Origin of the sequence: Synechococcus sp. PROS-U-1, assembly GCF_014279755.1 — a bacterium.
Taxonomy (GTDB): domain Bacteria; phylum Cyanobacteriota; class Cyanobacteriia; order PCC-6307; family Cyanobiaceae; genus Parasynechococcus.
This window is the reverse complement of sequence record NZ_CP047951.1, coordinates 1,998,687-2,017,541: the sequence shown is the minus strand read 5'-3', so window position 1 is coordinate 2,017,541 and position 18,855 is coordinate 1,998,687. Positions and strand designations below refer to the sequence as shown.

The window sequence follows — 18,855 nt, the reverse complement described above, 5'->3', positions numbered from 1 at the left end:
CGGAAGGAACGGTTTGGGCCTCTTAGGTTTTCCTTTGTAGAACGCAGCCCGTCATGGGGACCCCCCTCTTCCCCTTCGCCCTCACCCTTCTGGCTGCTGTCACGGCGGCACCCGATCCGCAGGTGATGCGCGAGGAACGTTTTCAGACCGTTCTCGCTGGCATGGATGTGGCCGCGGCGGCACAGGCCTGCCAAGACCCGCTCATTGCTGATTCCGATCGCCGTCGCCAGGCCTTGCGCGATCGGCTTTTGGCGCTGCATCCCGTGATCGATTCGTTGGCGTTGGTGCTGGCGAACGCTGAAGCCTTGATGAGTTGTGGCGCTCCCGAAGCCGCGGCTGTGGTGCTCAATCGTTATCTCCCGCAGGCTGGGGATGAACGGCGGCAGTGGCTGTTGCTGCGCTGGCGTGCAGCAGCAGGGGCTCTCGATCACCGTCAGGCGGCCTTGGCCCTGCGGCGTTTGGTGGCCGGCAACCTGACCGCCCTCGACGCGCCGCTGTTGCCAGGTGAGGCCAATGGCCTGGATCAATTGGCTCTGCACGAGGCAGCCCAAGGCCGAGAAGCTGTGGCGGTGGAGGTGCAGCTGCAGGGGGATCTGTCGGATGTGCAGGGGGCGAGGCGATTGGCCCGGGCGGCGCAATGGCTCGGTGCCGAGCAGTTTGAGCAAGCGGATCAACTGCTGGAAACCGCCTTGGATCAGGCGGCGGCGGCGGAGGCTTGGGGATTGGCCATGGATCTCTTGCGTCAACAGTTGCAACTGCAGCTGGCCGCTGGGGGCGATGGCGCCCGGCCGCGGCAGCGGATGCAGCGCTTGGCGGCTGTTCTTGACGACCGCTATGCGCTTCAACAACTGCAACCGGAGAACGACCCTGATCCCCTGTTGCGTTCACCGCGGGATCCCGGAGGCCATGCTGATGTAAGACCGTCTGCCGTTGCACCGTCGCCATGACGCCCGATCACGGAGAGCTGCTGTACGAAGGCAAGGCGAAGCGGGTGTTTGCGAGCGCGGATCCCGACCGGGTGCTGGTGGAGTTCAAAAATGACGCCACGGCCTTCAATGCCCAGAAGAAAGCCCAGCTGGACGACAAGGGTCGGCTGAACTGTCAGATCTCGGCGCGGCTGTTCGAGGTGCTGGAGGGCGAGGGGGTGCCGACCCACTACTGCGGTCTGGCAGGGCAGACGTGGATGCTGGTGCGACGGGTGGAGATCATTCCCTTGGAGGTGGTTCTCCGCAACACCGCCACCGGATCCCTTTGCCGTCAGACCCCGATCGCTGAGGGAACCTCTATTGATCCAGCCCTGTTGGATCTGTATTACAAGGACGATGCCCTCGGAGATCCTCTGTTGACCGAGGCGCGCGTGCAATTGCTGGGGGTGGCGGACCCAGCGCGACTGTCAGCAATTGAACAACTGGCCCGCCGCGTGAATGCGGTGCTGTTGCCTTTTTTTGAAGAACTTGACCTTCAGCTGGTGGATTTCAAGCTGGAGTTGGGACTGGCATCGGATGGAACCCTCTTGCTTGCTGACGAGATCAGCCCTGACACCTGCAGGCTCTGGGACCGCCGCAAGGCCAATGCTCAGGACCGGATTCTGGACAAGGACCGTTTCCGTCAAGACCTCGGTGGGGTGATGGAGGCCTACGGGGAGGTCCTCAAACGGGTCCAAGGCAACTGCCCGAACCCCCGCAACTGCCTGTAAGGTCGGCGCACCTTTTTGTGGCTTCGGCCCAGCCTGCGCTTCGATGACCCGCAGTTCGTCCCGCCGCTCCTCGGTTGCTGTTCGCCGCACTGTGCTGGGTCTGATGCTGGGCATCCCCCTGATCGGCCCGCCGGTGCTGGCGCAGGAGGCCCCGCCCTCTGACCAGCCCGCCGAGGTGGAAGAGATGGTCGAAGAGACGGTTGTTGAGGAACCTGTTCTTGTACAGCCGGTCGTTGAACAGCCCAGGGTTCTGATCTCCGAGGTGGTGATTGAGGGCATTGAGGGCCACCCCGAGGAGGAACGCCTTCAAATTTCCACCTACGACGCCATGCAGGTGCGTCCGGGGATGCGTGTGACGCGGGAGGAGCTGCAGAACGACCTGAATGGCATTCAGGCCACGGGCTGGTTCTCGGATGTGCGGATCGTTCCCCAGAACGGACCGCTTGGTGTGCAGGTGATCGTTCAGGTGGCGCCCTTCCCTTCGCTCAGTGCAGTGGAGATCAACGCCGATGACGAGGATCTTCTGCCTGATGCTGTGGTGGAAGAGACGTTTGCGTCGGACTACGGCCGGACCCTCAACCTCAACGACCTGCAGCAGCGGATGAAGACCCTGCAGACCTGGATGTCCAATGAGGGTTACTCCCTGGCTCGGGTGTCCGGTCCGGAACGGGTCAGCCCCGAAGGTGTGGTGACCTTGAAACTGCTCCAGGGCAGTGTGTCTGGTGTTGAGGTCAAATTCCTCACCAAGGAGGGGGATGACACGGATGAGAAGGGCAATCCCATCGGTGGCAAGACCAAAGAGTGGGTGATCACGCGGGAGGTTTCGATTCAGCCCGGAGACCCGTTCAACCGCAACCAGCTGGAGCGGGACATCAAACGGTTGTACGGAACGCAGCTGTTCAGTGATGTGAAGGTGACTCTGCGGCCCGTGCCCGAGGAACCTGGGGATGTGGTGATCGTGCTCGGCATCGTTGAGCAGTCCACTGGTCAGCTCTCCGGTGGCCTCGGCTATAGCCAGAGCCAAGGTGTGTTCGGTCAGGTGCAGGTGCAGGAGACCAACCTCTTTGGTCGCGCCTGGAATCTGGGCCTGAACATCACCTACGGCCAGTACGGCGGACTGGCCAACCTCAACTTCTCGGATCCCTGGATCTACGGCGACCAGCACCGCACCAGCTTCAGAACGTCTGTGTTCCTGAGTCAGCAGGTGCCTCAGGTCTTCCAGAGTGAAGACAATGGCAACATCCGCACGGCGAAAGACTTCGCCGATAACGACTCCAACAAGGCCTATGAGACGGGCCGACGATACGGGTTCACCGACGGAGACAAGGCTCCGGGCAGTGTCAATAAGGCCGATAACGAGTACTCCAACAGGAGTTGGTTTGACTACGAGGGAGACACGGTGGTGCTGCGCAAAACCGGCGGTAGCTTCTCTTTTGCTCGTCCCTTGAATGGTGGTGATCCTTACAAGGACAGCAAGTGGAATGTGCTGGCCGGCATGTCTTTCGCTGAGGTGCGGCCGATCAACTTCGCCGGTGATTCAAGGCCCTACGGCGTTTCCACCAACAAGTTCCGCAATGGCAAGGTCAGAAACGATGACGTTATCTGCGTGTCGTACAACTGCGCAGACAGCAACACCCTGGTGGGAATGCGATTCGCCACCACCTACAACAACTTCAACAACCCCCGCAATCCCACCAGCGGCAATTTCTTTACCGCCGGCACTGAGCAGTTCATCGGGATTAACAACGATTCCCCTACCTTCAATCGGCTTCGGGCCAGTTACACCCAGTTCTTCCCTGTGAACTGGCTCAAAATTCATAAAGGCTGCCGCCCCAAACCCGGTGAGGAGGCCGATTGCCCGCAAGCGATCGGTGTGCAGGTCAAAGGCGGCGCCATCATGGGTGAAGCGCCCCCTTATGAGGCGTTCTGCATGGGCGGTTCCAACTCGATTCGGGGCTGGTACGACTGCGACCTGGCTGTGTCCAAAGCATTCAGCGAGCTCACGATTGAGTATCGCTTCCCCCTGATCAGCATCTTGTCCGGCGAGGTGTTCATGGATGCCGGCACCGATTTCGGTACCCAGAAGGATGTGCCCGGTAAGCCTGGTCTTCTGCTCGACAAGGATGGCTCCGGCGTTTCGCTTGGTACGGGCGTGATCGTCACGACCCCCGTCGGCCCGATTCGTCTGGAGGTGGCCAGCAAGGACTTCGCTTCCGACTGGCGCTTCAATCTGGGAGTGGGCTGGAAGTTTTAGTGACCAGCTGGCCTCAGGATTACACCGCTGCCTGGACACTGGCAGCGGATACATCTCGCTCAGGCGTCGGCCTCCACAGTGGGGCTGAGGCCACGGTGCAGCTTCGGCCAACGGATCAGCCGGGGTTCCAGATGTGCCTGCCCGGAATGAAGCAACCGATCCAGCTTCGGCCGGATCAGGTGCGTGACAGCCAGTTGTGCACCACCCTGGATCTGGGCCCTAGCAAGGTGGCCACGGTTGAGCATCTGCTGGCGGCCCTGGCGGGTTGCGGACTCAGTCACGTGGAGATCGTGCTCACTGGTCATGAAGTGCCCCTGCTGGATGGCTCAGCGCTCGGCTGGGTGGATGCCATCGCTACGGCTGGTTTGGCCCCTGCAGCGACGCCCCGGCTGGCTCCACCGCGGCTGAACGAGCCGCTGCTGCGGAGCCGCGGGAGCAGCGTGATCACAGCCACTCCGTCGGACCGCTTCGGTGTGGTGGGCATCATCGATTTCCCGCAAGCGGCGATTGGCCGTCAGCAGTTCGCGCTTGAACTCACGCCCCAGCGGTTTGTCGATGAAATTGCTCCGGCACGCACGTTCGGCTTTCGGGAGCAGGTGGAGCAACTGCGCGCCGCCGGTTTGATCCAGGGCGGGGCGCTGGACAACGCCCTTGTTTGTGACGGTGATCAGTGGATGAATCCGCCGCTGCGCTTCGAAGATGAACCGGTGCGCCATAAGCTCTTGGACCTAATCGGCGACCTGGCACTCGTCGGTTTTCCCCAGGCACAGGTTCTTGTGTACAAGGGATCCCATGGTCTTCACACCGATCTCGCAGCCGCTTTGTGACTGAATCCACCACCCCAGACGTCGTGCTCACCAGCGAACAGATCGCTGGTTTGCTCCCGCATCGTTATCCCTTCGCTTTGGTGGACCGGGTCATTGCCCACGAGCCCGGTGTCTCGGCCACGGCGATCAAAAACGTGACCATGAATGAGCCCCAGTTTCAGGGGCATTTCCCAGGCCGCCCGCTGATGCCTGGGGTGCTGATTGTGGAGGCAATGGCGCAGGTGGGTGGGCTGATCGTCACCCAGATGCCCGATCTGCCGAAGGGTTTGTTCGTTTTTGCCGGCATTGACGGGGTACGCTTCCGGCGCCCTGTGGTTCCTGGAGATCAGCTGGTGATCCACTGTGAACTGCTCAGCCTTAAGCGCAAACGCTTTGGCAAGGTCAAGGCGGAAGCCACCGTGGAGGGAGATCTGGTCTGCTCCGGTGAGCTGATGTTCTCCCTGGTGGACTGAGCTCGATGTCGCAGCAAACGGCGTCAAAGCAGATCCACCCCACGGCTGTGGTGGACCCAAAGGCCGAGCTGGCTTCAGGTGTTGTGATCGGCCCTGGTGCGGTGGTCGGTCCCCGGGTGGTGATTGGAGAAAACACCTGGATCGGTCCCCACGCCGTGCTGGATGGTCGGTTGACCCTCGGGCGTGACAACAAGGTGTTTCCTGGCGCGTGCCTTGGTCTGCCGCCGCAGGATCTCAAGTATCGGGGTGCCGAGACCGATGTGGTGATCGGCGATGGAAACACGCTGCGGGAATGCGTGACGATCAACCGCGCCACCGAAGAGGGCGAGGTGACCCGGATCGGCAACGGCAACCTCTTGATGGCTTATTGCCATCTGGGCCACAACTGTGAACTGGGCAACAACATCGTGATGTCCAATGCCATTCAGGTGGCGGGCCATGTGGTGATCGAAGACCGTGCCGTGATCGGTGGCTGTCTTGGCATTCACCAGTTCGTCCATATCGGTGGAATGGCGATGGTGGGGGGGATGACCCGCGTGGATCGGGATGTTCCGCCGTATTGCCTGGTGGAAGGTCATCCGGGCCGTGTGCGGGGTCTGAACCGGGTGGGCCTGCGTCGCAGTGGCATGGCTGGCAATCACGACGGCGCTGAACTCAAGCAGCTGCAGGAGATCTGGACCCTGATGTATCGCTCTGATCTGGTGATTGCCGATGCGCTCCAGCAGGCCCGCACCCAGACGTTGCTGCCAGCCGCCGAGCACTTCTGCCGGTTCCTCGAAGCTTCCATCGCTCAGGGCCGACGGGGTCCGATGCCGGTGCAGGGCCGCTGATGGTGCGGCTGCTGATCAGCACCGGGGAAGTGTCCGGTGATCTGCAGGGCAGCCTGTTGATTCGGGCTCTGAGGTCGGAGGCGGAACGGCGTGGACTGGAGCTCGAGGTGCTGGCCCTCGGCGGACCGCGCATGGAGGCGGCGGGTGCTGCGTTGATCGCTGATACCGCGCCGATGGGGGCGATCGGTCTGTGGGAGGCCGTCCCGTTGATTCTTCCCACGCTGCGTCTGCAGGCTCGGGTGGATGCGTTGCTGGAGGAACGGCCCCTCGATGGGGTGGTGCTGATCGACTATGTCGGTGCCAATGTGCGGCTGGGAACACGGCTGAGGCGGCAGCGGCCCCACCTTCCGATCACGTATTACATCGCCCCCCAGGAGTGGGCCTGGCGCTTTGGTGATGGAAGTACCACCCGTCTGCTGGAGTTCACCGACAAGATCCTGGCGATTTTCCCGGCGGAGGCCGAGTTCTATGCCGCCCGCGGTGCGGACGTGAGCTGGGTGGGCCATCCATTGCTGGACAGCTTCCAGAACTTGCCCGACCGTGCCAGCTCGCGCCGCCAGCTGGGATTGGATCCTGAGGCGCCGGTGCTGTTGTTGCTGCCGGCATCCCGGCCCCAGGAGTTGCGTTACCTGATGCCACCGTTGGCCCAGGCGGCGGCGCTTCTGCAGCAGCGCCACCCTGATCTTCAGGTGTTGCTTCCCGCTGGGCTCGAGCAGTTCGAACAGCCCCTGGCAGCTGCCCTTGAGGAGGCCGGCGTGAGCAACTACCGGGTGATTCCTGCCGCTGAAGCGGATGGGCTCAAGACCACCCTTTGTGCGGCGGCGGATCTCGCCCTAGGGAAATCCGGCACGGTGAATCTGGAACTGGCGTTGCAGGGGGTGCCGCAGGTGGTGGGGTATCGCGTGAGCCGACTGACCGCCTGGGTTGCTCGCCATGTTCTGCGGTTCCAGGTGGACCACATCTCGCCGGTGAATCTGTTGCTCAAGCAGCGGTTGGTGCCTGAGCTGCTGCAGGATGAACTCACCGCTGAAGCCCTGGTGGAGAGAGCTCTACCCCTGTTGTCCGCTACACCGGAACGCACGGCCATGCTGGAGGGATATGAGCGGCTGCGCGCCACCTTGGGCGCTCCCGGGGTGACTGGCCGGGCTGCCAAGGCCATTTTTGATCAAGTGATCTGATGAAACGAACGCTGCTGCTCCTGGTCACCTGCCTGATGCTGCTTTGCTGGCCTCAAAGCGCCGTGGCTGAGCTGGAGACGGCGGTTTTTGCCGGTGGTTGTTTCTGGTGTCTGGAGCATGACCTGGAAGATCTGCCCGGAGTGAGTGATGCCGTGAGCGGCTACAGCGGCGGGCATGTGGAACGCCCCACGTATCGGCAGGTGAGTAGCGAGACCACGGGGCATCAAGAAGCGGTGCAGGTGCGTTTTGATCCCGAGCAGATCAGTTACGCCGAGTTGCTGCGCAGCTACTGGCGGAATGTGGATCCCCTCGATGGGGGCGGGCAGTTCTGTGACCGCGGCGATTCCTACCGGCCGGTGATTTTCACGGCTTCAGCGGCCCAGGCCCATGCCGCTGAAGCCAGTGCTGAAGCGGCGGCTCGCGAGCTCTCGCAACCGCGTTCCGCGCTGAAAGTGGAGCTCCGGGAGGCGGCTCGGTTTTGGCCTGCCGAGGGCTACCACCAGAACTACGCAGAGAACAATGCCGTCAAATACAACTTCTATCGGTTCAGTTGCGGTCGCGATCGTCGCTTGGATGCGGTTTGGGGTGATCAGGCGCGCACTGGTAAGTCATGGCGTTAATCCACTGAATTCGGTCAAGTTCCTTAAGAAACAGACAACCAACCTGTTGAAAAGATTAAGCGCGGCAACCTGATTAATTCAGCAAGTTCTCAGTGAACAGACGGGTTTCCAGCGATAGACCAAGCTTGCGGCCATGCTTACGATCAGTCGGTAGTGGAGGAATGTATGTATCTGCTGACCATTAAGGATGGTCTTGGCACCCGTCATATCGGTCCATATCCGTCGCCGAAGCATGCGTCGGATGATTTGGATCGGGTGCTGGAATCCTGCTCCGAGAGGGCACGGTGGCAGATCCATGCGCTGGAAACCCCCAACCGCTCCCTGGAGCTTCAGGCTGTCGCGTCCTGATTGGTTGCATCCTGATCAACCTTGACGTCGCCCTGGAAAGCCACGGGTGAGACCGCTGTCGATCATCAGACCAATGCCGGCATTGATGCAGATCAGGCTGAGGGTTCCGTACCAGAACCAGGGGCCACCGTCCTTGCCGAGCATCTGAACCACTTTGCGGCTGATGGCTTCGCCGAACAGGCAAAGGCCGACTGGGAGCAAAAGCACTCCGAGCTGCGCCTTGATGTACCAGCGCACGGGGGATCGGCTCATGACTGCGCCAGCACCCAGTTCACCAGGGTGCGCACCCCGTAGCCTGTTGCCCCAGCGGGATTGACGCCTTTGCCTTTGTCGCTCCAGACCGGACCGGCGATGTCGATGTGGGCCCATGCGGTGTCCTTGGCCACGAATTCCTTGAGGAACAGGGCGGCCGTAATCGAGCCCCCTGGCCGCGGGCCAGTGTTCTTCATGTCGGCCAGCAACGACTTCAGTCCGTCCTTGTACGACTGCCGCAGCGGCATGCGCCAGAGGCCTTCACCGCCCGTCTGGGCAGCGGCATCAAGAGCCTCCGCCAGGTCGTCGTTGTTGGACCACAAACCGGCCATTTCATCACCCAGGGCAATGACGCAGGCGCCGGTGAGGGTGGCTAGGTCTACCACTGCATCGGGCTCTTGCTCACAGGCGTAGAGCAGGGCATCGGCGAGGGTGAGGCGGCCCTCGGCATCGGTGTTGTTGATCTCGATCGTCATGCCGTTGGCTGCTGTGACGATGTCGCCGGGGTGAACGGCAGAGCCGTTCACCATGTTTTCGCAGGAGGCCACCACCATGTGCACCTCAACATCGCTCGGCTTGAGTTCAGCGATGCTGCGCATGGCGCCCAGCACGGCGGCGCTGCCACCCATGTCGAACTTCATCATGTCGATCTGGGCCGCACCCACCTTGAGGTTGTAACCGCCGGAGTCGAAGGTGAGGCCCTTGCCCACCAGGGCAATGCGGCGCTTCACCTCGCCCGCGGGGCGGTAGATCAAGTGAATGAACTTGGGCGGCAGATCCGAGCCCTGGCTCACAGCCAGGAAGGCACCCATGCCCTTGGCTTCGCAATCGCTGCGCTCGAGCACCTTGAGCTCAAGGCCGTGGTCGCTGGCGATGCCGGCGGCCGTCTCCGCCAGGGCAGCGGGGGTGACCACATTCGGGGGGGCGGCCACCAGTTCCCGGGCCAGCTCCACGCCGGCGCAGGTGGCGTTGACCGCGGCAAAGCCGCTGACGGCGGCGGGGTCGAGGCCGATCAGGTCTAGGGCTTCGGGGATCCGGCGCGGGTCGGCGTCCTTGCGGAAGCGCTGGTCTTTGTAGAGGCAGAGCCGTACGGCTTCAGCACTGATGCGAGCTGCCTCGGCTGCATCTGTTCCGGCCCAGGGCAACAGCAGGCCGAGGCTGCCCTCACAGCCGATCGCTGCCTTGGCCGCCCGCGCTGCGGCGCCGCGCAGGCTGTCGGTATCGATCGCATCGGTGTCGCCCAAGCCCAGCACCACCAGGCGCTGCAGACCCGCACCCAGCGGTGTGATCACCAGCTGGTCACCTGGCTTCCCCTTGAACTCCTGTTGCTTCAGGGTTTCGGTGATCCCTGCAAAGCGCTGTTCCAAGGCCGTTGCGGTGTCATTGGCATCGCCTTGGGGCAGCCCAACCGCCAGCACATCGCCGTTCCACTCCTGCAGGCCTGAGGAAGACAGGGAGAAGCGCATGGGTGAACGCAGCGTCAAAGAACGAGCGTAGCGATCCTGCGCGACGGGTTTTGCCGATGCTGATCAGAGCGAACAGCGTTGGTTCAGGGCGGTGATGATCAGCTGTTCGGCGTCCGGTTGGCTCTGGATCACGAAGGCTTCCTGTTCCAGTGCAGTTTTGTTGGCTTTGTAGTGGTTGCCTAGGATGTAACGGATCCGGCTGCTCACCGCAGGATCCACTTTTCGTTGCACGCCGATCAGCGAGAGCGCCCCGTTCGGGCAGCTCTGGGCGGCATGCACCGCTTCATGCAGCAGAACAGCGCGAGTGATGCCGAGTTCCCGCACCAGCGGCGAAATCTCCAGTCGTTTCTCCGCCGGGATGAAGCGTCCGTAGGCCTGGCCTGGGGGCTGACGGACGTCGATTGTGAAGCCGTGGTGCAGCAGGCTGCGCTGCAGCTGTTCCAGATCGGCAGCCGATGCCGGCAGGATCATCAGCAGGAGGGCCAGAGCTGCTCGCATCGGAGTCATGGATCTGCCGTGAAGGGGGTGGCCCAGCGTTGACGGGTTTCCTTGTTGAAGGGCGGCCACCAGCGTTGGATCAGTTGTTGTTCGAGGCTTCGGCGTGCGCGGGTGGCCCGGGGCACATCGGAGCTGAAGCGAATGCTCAGCTGGGCGCTGAGGTCACAGCGCTGCAGGGCTTCGCCGTAGGCGGCGAGGTAAGCCTTGCAATCGTGATCGCCCTTCCAGCGGCGCTCGGCTGCAAGGGTTTCGCCCACATAAAGCAGAAGCGGCTGCTCCAGCTGGGCCGGTCGGTCCATCACCAGGTAGATCGCCGCACCGCGATGGGAGGGTTCCGGCCAGCGCCAGAAACTCATCGCCAGGGGAGTCAGCGTCAAGGGATCCAGCGCTGCGGCAGCGTCATCGGGGGTGGAACCGAACAGATCCCCCTGGGCGGTGTGTGCTGTTTCCCCGCGGAACAGCGGTGCCTGGTGGTCATGCAGGCGCTGTTGCCAGGCGAGCAGCTGCTCCCGTTGCAGCGGTAGGTCAGGCCCGTTGCTGAAGGCCAGCGCACCGGTGGAGAAGAGATTCCCCTGCATCAGTGCAGCGGCAGGCTTGGGCCGGCGCGGCGGCTGCCGAAACTAACCCGGCCGATCAGGGCTTCCACGGTGCTGGCGGGCAGGCAGAGCCGCTCCTGCAGATCAGCCAAGTCTTTGAAACCGCAGCGGCGCCGCTCTCGCAGCAGGCTGGCCAGCCGTTGCTCCGGCCAGCAGAGCAGCGCGAGCTGATCGGTACTGGCGTTGTTCAGGTCCAGGGGAGAGGCCGATGGCTGCAACGGAGCATCGCCGTGCCAGTGGAAAACGAGATGGGGTGTCCATAGCCTGGTGAGATCAGCCGGCAGCTCCAGCAGCCGAAACAGATCATCCGCGCAGGCAAATTGCACACCTCCCTGTTGCAGGCGCACGAGCAGGTCGGCTGTGTCCTGGCTGCAGCCCGGCAGTTGCAGCCATTCATCGCGGCTGGCCCGGTTCACATCCATCACCCAGGCCGGAGGCTCGGGCTCGACCGGCAATGGCTGAGGGGGGGCCGGGCGGGCTGGCGCTGGCAGCTGCCCGGTGGCCTGCAGCACCCGCCTGGCCAGGGGATCCAACCAGTGGCTGCGGGGCATGCTGCTCAGCAGAGATGGGGTGACCTTAACGAGGGTGCCAGGGATGCGTCAGCGCAGGTTGCGCACAAGGTCCTCGCAGCCCCCCTGTTCGTCGATGTAGCGGCGCATCAGATCGTCGTAACCGGGAGCGTTTTGCACCTCCTCGCGCTCGGCGGCGCTGACCCCTTTGCTGAGCAGAAATCGGTTGGCGATGTCGCGGGCTGGGGCTGCCTTCATCCGTTTGGTTTTGATCAGGCAGCGGGCATTGGCCTCGGCGATGGTCACCAGGGCAGTCGTGCGTTCGCTTGAGGCATGCATCGCTGGCAGTCCAAGGCTGTTGAGCCCCAAAACGACCAGGGTTGCGGTGGCGGCGCGTTGAACCATGGCGTTTGGACCGGTGGACTCCTCTCAGGATGGTCCCTTCAGGGCTAGGGGGTCCAGCGGGGGATCGGCATTGGTGGGTCTACCAGGTTGTGCTGAAAGGCCATCAGCACGGCCTGAGTGCGGTTCTTCGCATTCAGTTTGCGCAGCAGCGCGGTGATGCAGTGCTTGGTGGTTTCGATGGAGATGTGCAGTTGATCGGCAATCTCCTGATTGCTGAGGCCTTTGCAAAGACCCCGCAGCACGTCCTCTTCCCGCAGGCTCAGCACGTCGCTGAGGGGATGGCCGCCTCCAGCAGAGCCGCGGTCGTGATGGGCCACGCCGGAAATCACCGGGTCCATGTGGCTGCCATCGCTTTCCATGGCGCGCAGAACGCTGAGCAAACCGCCGTTGCCGATGCGCTCATGGCTGCAGAGACCATCGCAATCGGCCGCTGCAGCCGCGCGAATGGTGCTGAGCAAAGGCCGTTGAATCAGCATCAGGCAGCGCAGCGAGGGCTGGCGAGCCTTGGCTGCTGCCACCAGGGAGGGGCCGCTGCCGCGTTCGAGCCGATCACTGCAAATCAGCAGATCGGCTGCCGTGCTGCTGAGACAGGCCAGTGCTTCCGCCTCGGTGCTGGCGGCGCCCACGATGGAGCCGATGCCATCGAGGCTGTGTAGGAGTCCGCTGATCATGATCCGATCGGCGGAGGCGACGACCAGGCGACGCCCTTCCAGCAGGGGGCGGTGTCGCTGGGGAAGCTCACGCATCGCAGCCAGCTGAGGGGTGAAGTTCACATCCTGAATGCAGCCCGAAACTCACCATGAACCCGATGCCGGATGAGGGCTGCGCCGGTCAGCAAGACAGTACAAAAATCCTTCAAGGCAGAAAACCTGCGCAGGCTCTTGCCTTCCTTTAGGCCTGGAGATAGCCCCCGGGTTTGATCTGGGCCAGGGCCGCTGCGATGGCCTCGGGTGTGGTGTCGATCCCCAGGAACAGCGCCAGTGCGCGCACAAACGGGGCGGGGCTCTGGATCGCTTTCTCGTAACTGACCATCAGGGTGGGGGCATCGGTCTGATGGACCAGGGCGATGTTGGTTTCGATGGCACGAATCGCCTGCCGCAGCCGCCGTTCTTCGTTGCCCCGTTGGTTGACGGCGTCGGCGCGAAGCTCTCGCGAAGACGACGCCAGGGGATCGCGAAGGATGCAGATGAGACGGGGGTTGCGTACACGCTCGAGGATCAACGGCAGGTAGGCCGCCGCATTGGGATACTTCCACCCCCAGCGGCTGTGCTGGTTGTTGCGCTGCTCCATCCGGTTCAGCAGATGGGAGGTGAGCTGTTGTTCATCCCTTTTGGGATGGAGCCCGAGCTTCTGCAGGTTGAACTCTTCATCTTCGAAATTGATGTTGCTGCCCTCGGCCAGGTCAATCCCCAGGCTGCTAACCACCCGTGCCGCCATGGTGGTGCCGCCCCGGGCCACACCGAAGATGATTGTGGTGGAGGCCTCTGTGGGGTGGTAAGAGGCTGGCTTGAGCTCGACCTGTTTGATGAACTGCTGAAGTTTGGCTTCGCGGCCGAACGGGAAATAAACGATGTTTGGATTCATCGTTCGCTGATTCTGTGGCTCATGCGTTCCGGATGAATCAACCAACTGCTGGCTGGTTCATGAACCATAAAAATAGTGCTGTGCGTAGGCAAAGTTTTCGGAATAAAAGCGCTTTGCCAGCTCCCCATAGCCATGGAAGGACGACTTTTTGAATTCCCCTGTGGAATGTTTGGGTAATTCATCCATGAAGGCTGGAGAGGCGAGCTTGAGGGTGTCGGCGCTGATGGCATAGGACGAATGCGACAGTTTCTGAGAGAAATCGTCGAAATAGCTTTCGTCAGTGGTTGAAAAAAGGTCTTCGGTTTTGATCACATGCAGTTCGGCTCCGATCGAGAGCAGAAAGCGGTGGTTTTGAATCCAACGGTCGATCAAATTCCATGCAAGGCCGAAATGCTTCATTGAAATGATCAACTTCTCATCATCGTGATGGGTGGCATTTAGTGCTTGGTGCAGAGTTTGATTGTTGAGATAGGAATATCGATTTTTGGTGGCCCATTTTTCTCCACCTCTCAAGTGGTAAGTGGTGGCCGACCGGAAGAACGAGGCTGGATGGCGTGTGAAAAGAAAAAATTTTGAGTTCTTGAGGTCAACTTGTTCGAGAAGTGCTGCGATCGTCTTGGTGTCAAAGTTTCTGCATCGAATATTCAGAAACTTTTCCTCGATGTCGGGGATGGTTTGAACGTTCGTCCCTGGCATCTCGCTCCTCAAATCATTGGCTTGAAATTGAACTGATGTGGAGCCATTCTTGAACACAGATTTATAATAGTGATTGCCACACTTGTGAGTCAGGAGGAATACGTTTGCTGATTTCTTTGTGGTTTCCATGCTTATGGTTTGCGCATTCAAGGCTAGAGAGCACCTACTATACGCTGCCTGTGGTTATTGGCTCCAAGCGGCTACTCAAAAGGGCTTGCCGAAAACGCATTCGATCAATGCAGCCTTGCTCAGCGTTCTTTGATGTTCCGTCTTAACACTCTTGGCGATTTGAACGCATTGTTCGGATGCAGGCATGCATCGCATGGAGTGATCAGCTCTTATTCCAGCCTTAGAGGCATTGAAGCGGCGATCTTTGTATGCAAAGTATTCATGTTATAGGCTTAAAAAATCTTGGCTTGGCCAGTGCTTTATTCCGCTAAATATAATTTCATTTACTCAAAGTCTGTGAAGGCTGCATCAACGTCTGCTGAAGCGGCGCTTGAGTATCTTATCAGGGGCGAAATTGGTCCGCACTATACGGATTCAATGGTTTATCCCGACGGATCAAGGATTGGGCGTCGGGGAAGAAGTAATGCCAAGAATGATCCGCATTTTAATACGCCTGCTTTCATCAAGCATCACGCGACGCTCAAGAAGATCAAGGATTTGATCGGTGCCGATGCGTTTCATGCAGCCACCAAGATATCCAGCATCCGCAATCCCTATGATCGGTGCGTCTCTGCATTTCACTTCAAAGGCAAAAAGGATCTTGCGGAGTGCCTTCGCTTGAAGGAAGAGGGCGGGTTGGCTGAATTGAAGCAACAATTCGCCGAATTTCTGTCAGAAGATAACTATGACGGCAAAGGCCATTTTTGTTTTCGATCGGAGATGGTGATCGATGAGTTCATTAGGATGGAAGATTTTGCTAATGATCTTTTTATGGTTTTGGATGCGTTGAAGGTGCCGGTCGATGTTTCAACACACATCATTTCCAGCGTGCCTGAATTCAAGAAAACCGATCGTTCGTCATCGAGCCTTCAACTTTGCGATTATTACTCCGCGCCAACGCTTGAGCTTGTCAACCGTCGCTTCGCCGATTGGTTCGTTTGGGGAAATTACAAGCGCTGCCAGTCCGTCAATGATTTGGCCTGAAGCCAGCTCAAGCTTCCAACCGAACGGGTGATGTTCGGTGATCAACAGCCCCCGGGAACCGCTGATCCAGTTCTAATGGTGAAAAACCTCTCGCTTTCCCCTGCTCCTGATGGCCTTCTTCGATTCCGACATCGTTCAGGACGAAGCCAAGCGCCTGTTCAGCGATTACCAGCAGCTGATGCAGCTGGGCAGTGAGTACGGCAAGTTCGACCGCGAGGGCAAAAAGAAGTTCATCGAGACGATGGAAGAGCTGATGGGCCGCTATCGGGTGTTCATGAAGCGATTTGAGCTCTCGGAGGATTTCCAGGCCAAGCTCACCGTGGAGCAGTTGCGCACCCAGCTCAGCCAGTTCGGGATCACTCCCGAGCAGATGTTCGAGCAGATGAATTCCACCCTTGAGCGGATGAAGGCCCAGATCGAGCAGCCCCCGTCGACTTGAACAAGCTGGCTTGAGCCAGGACTCGTACGATCGCCAGCGCCCGCTCACTGCACGTCCCCATGCCGGACCCCATCCCGTCGTTGCCGGATTGGCTGTCGCGGGGCATGGCCGACCTATTCCCGGCCGGGGATCCCAGTGATGCCGATCAGGCGTTGGCGGCCCGGCTGGCCCAGGCCGAGAAGGAGAGCCGTCCGCTGCGGGTGAAGCTGGGCATCGATCCCACGGGCAGCAACATTCATCTGGGCCACAGCATCCTGTTCCGCAAGCTGCGTGCCTTTCAGGACGCGGGCCACACGGCGGTGCTGATCATTGGCGATTTCACGGCACGGATCGGCGATCCCACCGGCAAAAGCGCCACCCGGGTGCAGCTGAGCAAAGAGCAGGTGGCGGCCAACGCCTCTACCTATCTGCGCCAGCTGGGGCAGGACCAGCCCAAGCAGACGGCGCTGCTCGATTTCGAGACCCCCGGTCGCTTGGAGGTGAGATACAACTCCGAGTGGCTGGAGGGGATGGACCTGCCGGCGGTGATCGGGTTGCTCGGCACCGGCACCGTGGGCCAGATGCTGGCCAAAGACGACTTCTCCAAGCGCTACGGCAGTGGCACTCCGATTGCCCTGCATGAATTCCTCTACCCGCTGCTTCAGGGCTACGACTCGGTGGCGGTGAATGCCGATGTGGAGCTGGGCGGTACTGATCAGAAGTTCAACGTGGCCATGGGCCGCGATCTGCAGCGCCACTTCGACAAGGGCACCCAGTTCGGGCTGCTGCTGCCGATCCTGGTGGGGCTCGATGGCGTTCAGAAGATGAGCAAGAGCCTCGGCAATGTGGTGGGTCTGGAGGAGGATCCGCTCTCGATGTACTCCAAGCTGGAGAAAGTCGGCGATGCGGCGATCGACGACTACGTGACGTTGCTCACCGATCTGGATCTGTCGGCGTTGCCGGAGAACCCGCGCGAGAAGCAGAAGGCGATGGCCCTGGCGGTGACCGCGAGCCGCCATGGTTTGGCCGCGGCGGAGAAGGCCCAAAGCGATGCCGCCACCCTGGTGGCGGGCAGTGGAGATGCTGGTGCCGATGTGCCCGAGGCGTCGCTGGCGGAGGTGAACTTCCCGGCGAAGGCCTTTTATCTGTTCAGTGCTGTGGGCATCTGCGCCAGCAGCAGTGAGGCCCGCCGCCAGATCAAGGGAGGTGCGGCGCGTCTGGAGGGGGAGAAGATCACCGACCCCAACCAGGAGTTCGCATCAGCGGCGGAGCTGGAGGGCAAGGTGCTGCAGCTGGGCAAGAAAACCTTCCGGCGGCTCACTGCCTGAGCCGGAAGCATTCCCCCTTTTGGGGGATCCGCTAAGAGAGAACTGGCGCGATGGTGAGTTCATCCGAGCGAGGAGCAATGCCAGCGCTAGCCCTTGAAACTGAATTCAGATCCGATCAGCAAATTGCTGCTGATTTCTTGTCTTACCTGCAATCGAAATTTGAGGATCCTGTTGCGTATGAGGTGGAGCCGACGCGACTGACTGGAGGCTTCGATGCTCGGCTGTATCGCTACCAGCTTGTTGATCAGGAGCCACGGGTCCTCCGCATTCAGCGTCCTGAGCGCAAAGAGGAGGAGCTTCTGTATCAACAGTTTGTGTATCAGACCCTGAATCAGCAGGGCCTCAAGATTCCTGTGATTCATCATGTTTGTGGAGATAAATCTATTTTGGGTGGGGTCTTTGCGGTCATGGATCTCTTGCCCGGCCGAACTGTATTTGAGCTGGCTCCAGAGCTTCATGCCAAGGTCTTGGGTGAGTCGATGGCCACCTTGCACGAGATGGATGTGAGGCCCATCGTTGAAGCCTTCAGGCAGTCTGATGTCCCTGATGAGCTGTATTTGAGTCCCTTAGTCATCAAAAGGCGTTGGATTCTTTGGAAGAAGCGCACCCATGGGCTTCTGAATTGATTGGTTGGTTGCGCACCCATTTGCCTCTTGATGGGAGGGATCTCGCTGTGATTCATGGTGACTATCACGGGAATAATCTGATGTTTGATAATGGCTCTGTCTCAGGGGTTCTGGACTGGTGGTTTTCTATTTCTGATCCCGCTGTGGATCTGGCTCATACAATGAATGATTATCTGGTTTTCGCGCGCCAGATTGATCCGACGATGTCGCCTCATTTGTGGGATCAGATCATGGATGGGGCTCTCAAGGCTTATCAATCCATCAGGCCCCTAAATCACGAGCACATCAAGGCCTGTCGTGTGTTTCACCTCTTCGGAGTCTTCACTGCCGGTGCCACTGGTGTTGGCCTCGAATTCATGCGAAAGCCTGAATCGCAGCGCGACTATCTGAGTTTTATTGAGCAAGCAACAGGCCTCAGGTTGTCACCGCCTTAGCAGGGTCACGCAGGCTCCGTATTGGCTCAGGCTCTGATCGCAACTCAGCAGCTGGATCTGTTCCTGCTGAGCCTGAGCGATCAGCAATCGATCAAAGGGATCCTTGTGATGCCAGGGCAGGTTCTGAACGGCTAAGCAGTGCTCGGCTCGGATGGGCAACTCTTCAAATCCCTCCCGTTGAAGTTGTTGTCGCAGTTCGGCAGCGTCAAACTGAAAGACGGGCCGGTTAAGCGAGCGTTTGATCGCTGCTTCCCAGAGGCTGACAACACTCACGAAAAAGCGTTGTTGACGGTCTTCCAGATCTGGGATCAGCTTGGATGGGAGCTGTTCTGGTGCAAAGGCCATCCAGATCAGCAGCTGCGTATCGAGCAGGCGCGGCGGGGTTGTTCGGCTGGTCATCAGCTGAACATGGCGTTGATGTCATCAATGAAGTCGCCTTTCACATCAGCGGTGGCGACGCCCTGGCTGCGCATGAACCCCAGTTGTCGCCGGCGCGGCGTGGTATCCACAGGCACGAGCTTGACAAGCGGTTTGCCGGCCCGAGCGATCACCACATCATCCCCATCAAGGGCCTGCTCCACATACCGGGAGAGGTTGGTCTTGGCGTCGTGAAGATTCACCTGCATGACGTCAACTTAGCCGGGCTGCCGGCTAAGTCACCCCAGAGCCGGCGCGACAGGATGGAC

General features: G+C 60.3%; 25 protein-coding genes. 14 read left to right on the top strand and 11 right to left on the bottom strand.

Going from position 1 to position 18,855, the window contains the following annotated elements; genetic code table 11:
• Window positions 1-53: 53 nt before the first annotated feature.
• From SynPROSU1_RS10990 to SynPROSU1_RS10950, 9 genes are all read left to right on the top strand, one after another.
• Window positions 54-947: a hypothetical protein gene (locus SynPROSU1_RS10990; protein WP_186570537.1), complete on the top strand. Its 894-nt coding sequence runs from the start codon at window positions 54-56 to the stop codon at window positions 945-947.
• A complete protein-coding gene (gene purC, locus SynPROSU1_RS10985; RefSeq protein WP_186570536.1) occupies window positions 944-1,696 on the top strand; it encodes a phosphoribosylaminoimidazolesuccinocarboxamide synthase in 753 nt (250 codons plus the stop codon). The genes SynPROSU1_RS10990 and purC overlap by 4 nt, the downstream gene beginning before the upstream one ends.
• A gap of 43 nt (window positions 1,697-1,739) precedes the next feature.
• On the top strand, window positions 1,740-3,950 hold the full coding sequence (locus SynPROSU1_RS10980) for a BamA/TamA family outer membrane protein (protein ID WP_186570535.1): 2,211 nt from the start codon (window positions 1,740-1,742) through the stop codon (window positions 3,948-3,950).
• Window positions 3,950-4,777 (top strand): UDP-3-O-acyl-N-acetylglucosamine deacetylase, encoded by an 828-nt coding sequence (gene lpxC, locus SynPROSU1_RS10975; RefSeq protein ID WP_186570534.1) that lies wholly within the window; start codon window positions 3,950-3,952, stop codon window positions 4,775-4,777. Before SynPROSU1_RS10980 ends, lpxC begins: the two co-directional genes overlap by 1 nt.
• The gene (gene fabZ, locus SynPROSU1_RS10970; protein WP_186570533.1) at window positions 4,774-5,229 is read left to right on the top strand and encodes a 3-hydroxyacyl-ACP dehydratase FabZ; all 456 of its coding nucleotides are present in this window, start codon (window positions 4,774-4,776) and stop codon (window positions 5,227-5,229) included. Before lpxC ends, fabZ begins: the two co-directional genes overlap by 4 nt.
• A gap of 5 nt (window positions 5,230-5,234) precedes the next feature.
• Window positions 5,235-6,059, top strand: a complete 825-nt coding sequence (gene lpxA / locus SynPROSU1_RS10965) for an acyl-ACP--UDP-N-acetylglucosamine O-acyltransferase (RefSeq protein WP_186570532.1) — start codon at window positions 5,235-5,237, stop codon at window positions 6,057-6,059.
• Window positions 6,059-7,237, top strand: a complete 1,179-nt coding sequence (lpxB, locus tag SynPROSU1_RS10960; protein WP_186570531.1) for a lipid-A-disaccharide synthase — start codon at window positions 6,059-6,061, stop codon at window positions 7,235-7,237. The genes lpxA and lpxB overlap by 1 nt, the downstream gene beginning before the upstream one ends.
• Window positions 7,237-7,857: a peptide-methionine (S)-S-oxide reductase MsrA gene (gene msrA, locus SynPROSU1_RS10955; protein WP_186570530.1), complete on the top strand. Its 621-nt coding sequence runs from the start codon at window positions 7,237-7,239 to the stop codon at window positions 7,855-7,857. The genes lpxB and msrA overlap by 1 nt, the downstream gene beginning before the upstream one ends.
• Before the next feature lie 165 nt (window positions 7,858-8,022).
• Window positions 8,023-8,205 carry a hypothetical protein gene (locus SynPROSU1_RS10950; RefSeq protein WP_186570529.1) on the top strand — a complete coding sequence of 61 codons (183 nt, stop codon included), beginning with the start codon at window positions 8,023-8,025 and terminating at the stop codon, window positions 8,203-8,205.
• A gap of 15 nt (window positions 8,206-8,220) precedes the next feature.
• On the opposite strand, the gene SynPROSU1_RS10945 is transcribed toward SynPROSU1_RS10950, so the two are convergent.
• From SynPROSU1_RS10945 to SynPROSU1_RS10905, 9 genes are all read right to left on the bottom strand, one after another.
• Window positions 8,221-8,457 carry a hypothetical protein gene (locus tag SynPROSU1_RS10945; RefSeq protein ID WP_186570528.1) on the bottom strand — a complete coding sequence of 79 codons (237 nt, stop codon included), beginning with the start codon at window positions 8,455-8,457 and terminating at the stop codon, window positions 8,221-8,223.
• Window positions 8,454-9,923 (bottom strand): leucyl aminopeptidase, encoded by a 1,470-nt coding sequence (locus SynPROSU1_RS10940; RefSeq protein ID WP_186570527.1) that lies wholly within the window; start codon window positions 9,921-9,923, stop codon window positions 8,454-8,456. The genes SynPROSU1_RS10945 and SynPROSU1_RS10940 overlap by 4 nt, the downstream gene beginning before the upstream one ends.
• A 63-nt stretch (window positions 9,924-9,986) precedes the next feature.
• A complete protein-coding gene (locus tag SynPROSU1_RS10935; RefSeq protein ID WP_186570526.1) occupies window positions 9,987-10,430 on the bottom strand; it encodes a hypothetical protein in 444 nt (147 codons plus the stop codon).
• Complete coding sequence (locus SynPROSU1_RS10930; protein WP_186570525.1) at window positions 10,427-10,999, bottom strand: GIY-YIG nuclease family protein; 573 nt, start codon at window positions 10,997-10,999, stop codon at window positions 10,427-10,429. Before SynPROSU1_RS10930 ends, SynPROSU1_RS10935 begins: the two co-directional genes overlap by 4 nt.
• On the bottom strand, window positions 10,999-11,568 hold the full coding sequence (locus SynPROSU1_RS10925; protein ID WP_186570524.1) for a hypothetical protein: 570 nt from the start codon (window positions 11,566-11,568) through the stop codon (window positions 10,999-11,001). Before SynPROSU1_RS10925 ends, SynPROSU1_RS10930 begins: the two co-directional genes overlap by 1 nt.
• Window positions 11,569-11,616: 48 nt before the next feature.
• Window positions 11,617-11,931: a hypothetical protein gene (locus tag SynPROSU1_RS10920; RefSeq protein ID WP_186570523.1), complete on the bottom strand. Its 315-nt coding sequence runs from the start codon at window positions 11,929-11,931 to the stop codon at window positions 11,617-11,619.
• A gap of 44 nt (window positions 11,932-11,975) precedes the next feature.
• Window positions 11,976-12,677 carry a response regulator transcription factor gene (locus tag SynPROSU1_RS10915; protein ID WP_186570522.1) on the bottom strand — a complete coding sequence of 234 codons (702 nt, stop codon included), beginning with the start codon at window positions 12,675-12,677 and terminating at the stop codon, window positions 11,976-11,978.
• 145 nt (window positions 12,678-12,822) lie between these two features.
• On the bottom strand, window positions 12,823-13,515 hold the full coding sequence (locus tag SynPROSU1_RS10910) for a sulfotransferase (RefSeq protein WP_186570521.1): 693 nt from the start codon (window positions 13,513-13,515) through the stop codon (window positions 12,823-12,825).
• A gap of 57 nt (window positions 13,516-13,572) precedes the next feature.
• Entirely contained in the window at window positions 13,573-14,340 is a 768-nt protein-coding gene (locus SynPROSU1_RS10905; RefSeq protein WP_186570520.1) for a hypothetical protein, read from the bottom strand.
• Window positions 14,341-14,634: 294 nt separating this feature from the next.
• Between SynPROSU1_RS10905 and SynPROSU1_RS10900 the strand changes: the two genes are divergently transcribed.
• The 5 genes from SynPROSU1_RS10900 (at window position 14,635) to SynPROSU1_RS14060 (ending at window position 18,169) form a co-directional block, all read left to right on the top strand.
• Window positions 14,635-15,363: a sulfotransferase family 2 domain-containing protein gene (locus tag SynPROSU1_RS10900; protein WP_186570519.1), complete on the top strand. Its 729-nt coding sequence runs from the start codon at window positions 14,635-14,637 to the stop codon at window positions 15,361-15,363.
• Window positions 15,364-15,472: 109 nt separating this feature from the next.
• Window positions 15,473-15,802, top strand: a complete 330-nt coding sequence (locus SynPROSU1_RS10895) for a DUF1825 family protein (protein ID WP_186570518.1) — start codon at window positions 15,473-15,475, stop codon at window positions 15,800-15,802.
• Window positions 15,803-15,861: 59 nt separating this feature from the next.
• Window positions 15,862-17,109 (top strand): tyrosine--tRNA ligase, encoded by a 1,248-nt coding sequence (gene tyrS, locus SynPROSU1_RS10890; RefSeq protein WP_186570517.1) that lies wholly within the window; start codon window positions 15,862-15,864, stop codon window positions 17,107-17,109.
• A 50-nt stretch (window positions 17,110-17,159) separates the two neighbouring features.
• Window positions 17,160-17,735 (top strand): phosphotransferase family protein, encoded by a 576-nt coding sequence (locus SynPROSU1_RS14065; RefSeq protein WP_255444654.1) that lies wholly within the window; start codon window positions 17,160-17,162, stop codon window positions 17,733-17,735.
• On the top strand, window positions 17,702-18,169 hold the full coding sequence (locus SynPROSU1_RS14060; protein ID WP_255444653.1) for a phosphotransferase: 468 nt from the start codon (window positions 17,702-17,704) through the stop codon (window positions 18,167-18,169). Before SynPROSU1_RS14065 ends, SynPROSU1_RS14060 begins: the two co-directional genes overlap by 34 nt.
• Here SynPROSU1_RS14060 and SynPROSU1_RS10880 read toward each other — a convergent pair.
• Together SynPROSU1_RS10880 and SynPROSU1_RS10875 are read right to left on the bottom strand one after the other, a co-directional pair.
• Window positions 18,158-18,568, bottom strand: coding sequence for a type II toxin-antitoxin system VapC family toxin (locus SynPROSU1_RS10880; protein ID WP_186570516.1), 411 nt, complete (start codon window positions 18,566-18,568; stop codon window positions 18,158-18,160). The genes SynPROSU1_RS14060 and SynPROSU1_RS10880 overlap by 12 nt on opposite strands.
• Window positions 18,568-18,795 carry a type II toxin-antitoxin system Phd/YefM family antitoxin gene (locus SynPROSU1_RS10875; RefSeq protein WP_186570515.1) on the bottom strand — a complete coding sequence of 76 codons (228 nt, stop codon included), beginning with the start codon at window positions 18,793-18,795 and terminating at the stop codon, window positions 18,568-18,570. Before SynPROSU1_RS10875 ends, SynPROSU1_RS10880 begins: the two co-directional genes overlap by 1 nt.
• Window positions 18,796-18,855 lie beyond the last annotated feature (60 nt).